This is a genomic window from Caulobacter sp. B11 (assembly GCF_002737765.1).
In the GTDB taxonomy this organism is placed as follows: domain Bacteria; phylum Pseudomonadota; class Alphaproteobacteria; order Caulobacterales; family Caulobacteraceae; genus Caulobacter.
The window spans coordinates 1-5,810 of record NZ_PEGG01000217.1 but is presented as its reverse complement, the minus strand read 5'-3'; the positions used below and the strand labels follow the sequence as shown (position 1 = coordinate 5,810).

Sequence of the window (5,810 nt, the reverse complement as noted above, 5' to 3'; positions counted from 1 at the left end):
GTTCCCATCGCCGCCCTGGCGCGTCAAGCTGAGGGCGGGAGCCCATCGCATGCAAGATAACCGGATCGGCAGTATCGTCATCGTCGGCGGCGGCACCGCCGGCTGGATGGCGGCCGCCAGCCTTCAGCATCACTTCCGGGGCACGCGCTCAAGATCACCCTGATCGAGTCCTCCGAGATCGGCACGGTGGGTGGGCGAGGCGACGATCCCGACGATCCGCCGCTTTTACCAGACCCTCGGCCTGTCCGACCTCGACGTCATGAAGGCCACCGGCGCGACCTGCAAGCTGGGCATCCGCTTCAACGACTGGCTCGAGCCAGGGTCGTCCTTCATCCATCCGTTCGGCCTGTTTGGTCAGGACCTCAAGGGTGTGCCGTTCCACAATTACTGGCTGCGCCTGCGCCAGGCCGGGATCGATCCCGGGCCGATGGGCGACTATTCCCTGGGCGCCAGTCTGGCGGCGGCCGGCAAGTTCACCCTGCCGTCGCGCAATCCGCCGTCCAGCTGTCGATCTTCGACTGGGCCCTGCATTTCGACGCCGGCCTGTTCGCCAAGCTGATGCGAGAGGTCGCCGAGAAGGCCGGAGTGACCTGCGTCGACGCCAGGATCACCCGGGTCAATCTTCGCCCCGAGGACGGCTTCATCGAGTCGGTCGACCTCGACACCGGCGGCCGCGTCGCCGGCGAGCTGTTCATCGACTGCTCGGGCTTTCGCGGCCTGCTGATCGAAGAGGCCCTGCGAACGGCTACGAGTCCTGGGACCACTGGCTAATGTGCGACGGCGCCCTCGCGGTGCAGAGCGAAGGGCAGGGCGCGCCGCCGCCCTATACCGACGTCACCGCCCTTCCGGCCGGCTGGCGCTGGCGCATCCCGCTGCAGCATCGCTACGGCAACGGCTATGTCTATTCCAGCCGCCATGTCAGCGATGAGGTCGCGCGCCAGACCCTGGTCGGAGCGATCGACGAGCGCCTGCTGCACGAGCCGCGTACGATCCGCTTCAAGCCGGGCCGACGCCTGAAGGCGTGGAACAAGAACTGCATCGCTCTGGGCCTGGCCGCGGGTTTCCTGGAACCGCTCGAAAGCACCAGCATTGCCCTGATCGAGACCGGCATCGACAAGATCAAGCAGCTGTTCCCCGACCGTTCGTTCAGCCCCGTGGTCATCGACGAGTTCAACGACATGTCGCGCCGTGAGATGGAGCGGGTCCGTGACTTCGTGATCCTGCACTACAAGGCCAACCGTCGCACCGACACCGACTTCTGGCGGCAGTGCCGCGAGATGAGCGTGCCCGACACCCTGCAGCGCAAGCTCGACCTGTTCCAGGCCCGCGGCCATTTCGTGCGCTATCGCTGGGAGATGTTCCAGCCGGCCAGCTGGCTGGCCATCTATGCCGGCTTCGACCTGATGCCCCAGAGCTGCGACCCCAGCGTCGAGGGCCTCGACACCGCCAGCCTGGCCGGCGCCTTGGCGGAAATGCGCAAGGCCGTGGCCGGGGCGGTCGAGGCGGCCCCGACCCACGCGGACTTCATCGAACACAATGCCCGTCCAATCGCCATGGCGGCGCAATGAACGGCGAACACCAACCGGGGAGGTCGCAACCATGTCGCACCTGAAGAAGATCGTCATCGTCGGCGGCGGCTCGGCCGGCTGGATCTGCGCGGCCATGCTGGGGCACTATTTCGAGAAGGGCTTCTGCGAGGTCGAGCTGATCGAATCCGAGGAGATCGGCACGATCGGGGTCGGCGAATCGACGATCCCGCCATTCCTGCAACTGATCCGCACCCTGGGCATCGACGAGCAGGACTTCATCCAGAAAACCCAGGCGAGTTTCAAGCTGGCGATCCGTTTCGAGGACTGGCGCGCGAAGGGCGAGACCTATTACCACCCGTTTGGCCAGATCGGCGGGCCGGTGGACGTGCATGAGTTTTATCAGTGCTGGCTTCGCGCCAAGGCCAATGGCCATCCGTCCAAGCTGCAGGATTTTGCTCCCGCAACGGTGATGGCCGACACCGGCCGTTTCATGCTGCCGGCCAAGGCGCAGCGGACCATGATCGCCAACGCCAACTACGCCTTGCATATCGACGCCAAGCTGGTGGCGGCCTATCTGCGCCGGTTCGCCGAGGCGCGTAACGTCAAGCGCACCGAGGGCATCGTCACCGACGTGGCGACCCGGGCCGATGGCGGCATCGAGAAGGTGATCCTCAGGGACGGCCGCGCGGTGGCCGGCGACTTCTTCATCGACTGTTCGGGCTTCCGCAGCCTGCTGGTCGGCAAGACCCTGAACGAGCCGTACCGCGACTGGTCCGACCTGCTGCTGTGCGACCGCGCCATCGCCGTCCAGACCGCCAATGTCGGCGCGCCCCATCCCTATACCCTGTCCCAGGCCCAGGACTTCGGCTGGCGCTGGCGGATCCCACTGCAGCACCGGTCCGGCAATGGCTATGTGTTCTGCAGCCAATATTTGAGCGACGACGAGGCCAAGGCCGTTCTGATGCGCCAGGTCGAGGGCGAGGTGCTGATCGAACCGCAGGTCATCCCGTTCAAGACCGGCATGCGCGAGCGCCTGTGGGTCAAGAACTGCGTGGCCATAGGCCTGGCCGGGGGCTTCATCGAGCCGCTGGAATCCACCGCCCTGCACCTGATCTACAAGGGCATGGACTATCTGCTGCGTTTCTTCCCGGACATGGACGCCGATCCGACCCTGGCGGCGGAATATAATCGCCGCATGACCGGCGATTATGAAGAGATCCGCGACTTCATCGTGCTGCACTACGCCACCACCCAGCGCGACGATACGCCGTTCTGGAAGGCCTGCGCGGCGGTGGAACTGCCCGAAAGCCTCAAGGCCCGCATCGATCTGTTCCAGGCCAGCGGCGTGCTGCGCGACGGGGTGGACGACATGTTCCGCGCCCCCAGCTGGCAGTCGGTGATGGAGGGCATGGGTATCCGGCCGCGGCGCTATCAGCAGCTGGTCGATCGCGTGCCCTATTCGGCCATCGAACAGCTGATGGACAGGTCCGCGCCGATGCTGGCCGACTTCGTGCGCACCCTGCCGACCCACGAGGCCTTCCTGCGCACCCATTGTCCGGCCGAGCCAGTTCGAAAAAGCGCATAAAGTTCAATTTTCTAGGTTGGACTTTTAAGAGCTTTCGGCGCGGCTGGGCGAGAGGGCCGTCCTCGCCTTGCGGGTCAGAGCGCGGATCCGGCGGAACGGGCGGCCACCCGGGCCCGCATCTTCGCCAGTCGTTAGGGCGAGAAGATAGGGCGGCAAGCTGCTGATTTCATGAACAGTTCGTCGATGACCGGTGGGGTGACAGACGCTGTCGCTCGCCCGTTCGGACGGCCTCTGGTCTGACGGGCCGTCAGGCCCTACCGTTGAGCGACCATGAGTCCCCCTCAAACCCTTGCGCCGGGCCGTTGGCGCCGCCTGACGTCCGCCGAGCGCGCCCTGGCCCAGGCCGTGTTTGGCGCGGGCCTGGACACCGCGCGCCTGACCCTTCTGGCCCTGCCGGTCTGGCGACGGGCCTTCGTGGCGGGACCGACGCTGATCGGCTGGCCCGCCACCTCGGCGCGCCTGGATTTCGCGGCACCCGAGGTCCCGCTGAGGCTGCAGGCGATGTTCGTCCACGAGCTGGCCCATGTCTGGCAGGCCCAGAACGGGGTCAACCTGCTGTGGGCCAAGCTGCGGGCCGGAGACGGGCCCCGCGCCTATGCCTATGATCTGGCGTCGGGCCGGCCCTTCGGCGCCCTCAACATCGAGCAACAGGCGATGATGGTCGAGCACGCCTTCCTCGCCGCCCACGGCGAAAGCGTCCCCCATGCCGGCGCGGCCTATGCCGCCGCCCTGCCGGCCGCCCTGCCTCTGGCTCTCGACGTCGGGAGGGCGGCATGAGCGCGGCCGACAAGGTGGCCGCCGTGGTCAAGAAGGCCGGGGCCCGCAAGAGCGTCAATGTCGCCAACCTGGCCCGGCTGGGTCCGGTGCAGTTGGCGACCCTGTTGATGGAACTGGCCGAGGGCAACGCCGCCATCAAGCGCCGCCTGAAGCTCGAACTGGCCGGCGAGGTCGGGGCCGGCGACCTAGCGGCCGAGATCGCCAAGCGAATTGAGGCGATCGGCCAGAGCGGGGCTCGGGTCAATTGGCGTAAATACAAGGACTTCGTGCGGGATCTTGAGGTGCAGCGCGCCGCGATCGCCGGCAAGCTGACAGAGCTGGACCCCAGTCTGGCCCTGTCGATGATCGTCCGCTTCGTCGACCTGGCCGAAGGCGTGTTGGAGCGGGTCAATGACACCAAGGGCGAGGTCGAGGCGGTGTTCAGCCTCGCCGTTGAAGACGCCCGAACCATCGCCGCACAGGCGCCCCTCGCCGATCCCAAGGCCTTGGGCGACCAACTGTTCGACCAATTGCTGACGGGCCATGCCGGCCTGGTGGTGGCCCTGCTGCGCGCGGTGCTGCCGGCCTTGACCGCTTCCGGCGTCGCCACTCTGCGCGCCCGGATCGAGGCGGTGCTCAACACCCAGAAGCGGATGAACGCCGTGCTGCGCTCGGCCGTCCAGGTGCTGGCCGACGCCCAGGGCGATGTTGACGGCTACCGGGCCCTGTTCACGCCCTCCCAGGTCATCCTTCCGCCGATCGGGGCCCAGATCGCCCGGCGGCTGCTCAGGGCGGGCCGCCTGGACGAGGCCGCGCAGGCCCTGGCCCTCTCCGCGCCCGACAGTCCGGGCCGCCCCGGGACCGGGGCCGCCGACTGGGAGGATGTCCATATCGCGGTGCTTGAGGCCCGGGGCGAGACCGACGCCGCCCAGGCCGCGCGCTGGGCGAGCTTCGAGACCGGCCTGTCCGCGCCGCGCCTGCGCGACTATCTCAAGCGGCTGGCCGATTTCGACGATGTCGAGGCCGAGGACCGGGCCATGGCCCTGGCCCTGACCTATCCCGACCCCCATGCCGCCTTAAGCTTCTTCATCGCCTGGCCGGCCCTGGAGTCGGCCGCCCTGCTGGTGGCGACCCGCGGCGCGGCGCTGCACGGCGATCGCGCCGATGTCCTTGAACCCGCCGCCCGCGCCCTGGAGGGCCGCCATCCGCTGGCCGCCATCCTGCTGCTGCGCCTGATGATCCTCGACGTCGTCAAATACGCCCGCACCGATCGCTACAAGGCCGCCCAGCGCCACCTGCTGGAAGCCGCCAGCCTCGCGCCGGCGGTCACCGACGACATCGAGAGCCACGCCGCCTTCGCCCAGCGGGTGGCCGGGTTTCGACGATGGTGAGGGCCGGGGCCTTGAAGGTCTGCGCGATCACCAATGTCTATAACGAGCACTTCAACCTGCCGCTCTGGCTGGCCTATTACGGCCGGCACCTGGGCGGCCAGAACTGCATCGTCGTCGACCATGGCTCCGATCGGCTGGAGGGGATCACCGATCAAAGCATCCTGAGGACCCCGCGCAGCGTCTTTGACGACCGGGCGCGGGCCCGCACGATTTCCAGCCTGACCACGGCCATGCTCGAGCATTATGACGTCGTGCTCTACACCGATTGCGATGAGTTCCTGCTTCCCGATCCGGCCCGCTATGATGGTCTGCTGGACTATTTCGCGCGGACCGACGCCCCGGCCCATACGGCGATCGGCCTGGACGTCATCCATGATGTGTTGGCCGAACCGCCGATCGACCCCTCGCGGCCGATCCTCGATCAGCGGGTTTGGGTGCAGTTCAATTCCAACCTCTGCAAGACCCTGGCGACCCGCGAACCGATTCGCTGGGGCGGCGGCTTCCATGCCTCCAGCGCCGCGCCGGCTTTCGGCGACCTCTATCTGTTGC

4 protein-coding genes and 1 pseudogene are annotated in these 5,810 nt (G+C 67.4%); all 5 read left to right on the top strand.

Annotated features, from left to right (window positions below; genetic code table 11):
- Positions 1-49: 49 nt before the first annotated feature.
- A pseudogene (locus tag CSW58_RS16235) lies at positions 50-1,568 on the top strand (tryptophan halogenase family protein).
- A 31-nt stretch (positions 1,569-1,599) separates the two neighbouring features.
- A complete protein-coding gene (locus CSW58_RS09455; protein ID WP_099447109.1) occupies positions 1,600-3,114 on the top strand; it encodes a tryptophan halogenase family protein in 1,515 nt (504 codons plus the stop codon).
- Positions 3,115-3,384: 270 nt separating this feature from the next.
- Positions 3,385-3,891, top strand: coding sequence for a hypothetical protein (locus CSW58_RS09450; RefSeq protein WP_099447108.1), 507 nt, complete (start codon positions 3,385-3,387; stop codon positions 3,889-3,891).
- Positions 3,888-5,261 carry a DUF6880 family protein gene (locus CSW58_RS09445; protein WP_099447107.1) on the top strand — a complete coding sequence of 458 codons (1,374 nt, stop codon included), beginning with the start codon at positions 3,888-3,890 and terminating at the stop codon, positions 5,259-5,261. Before CSW58_RS09450 ends, CSW58_RS09445 begins: the two co-directional genes overlap by 4 nt.
- Positions 5,255-5,810: glycosyltransferase family 2 protein (locus CSW58_RS09440; RefSeq protein ID WP_201721629.1), on the top strand; the 556-nt coding region annotated here is incomplete at its 3' end. The genes CSW58_RS09445 and CSW58_RS09440, both read left to right, overlap by 7 nt.

Coding starts and splice junctions, on each gene's coding strand:
- CSW58_RS09455 (WP_099447109.1), top strand. CDS start 1,600: ATGTCGCACCTGAAGAAGATCGTCATCGTCGGCGGCGGCTCGGCCGGC.
- CSW58_RS09450 (WP_099447108.1), top strand. CDS start 3,385: ATGAGTCCCCCTCAAACCCTTGCGCCGGGCCGTTGGCGCCGCCTGACG.
- CSW58_RS09445 (WP_099447107.1), top strand. CDS start 3,888: ATGAGCGCGGCCGACAAGGTGGCCGCCGTGGTCAAGAAGGCCGGGGCC.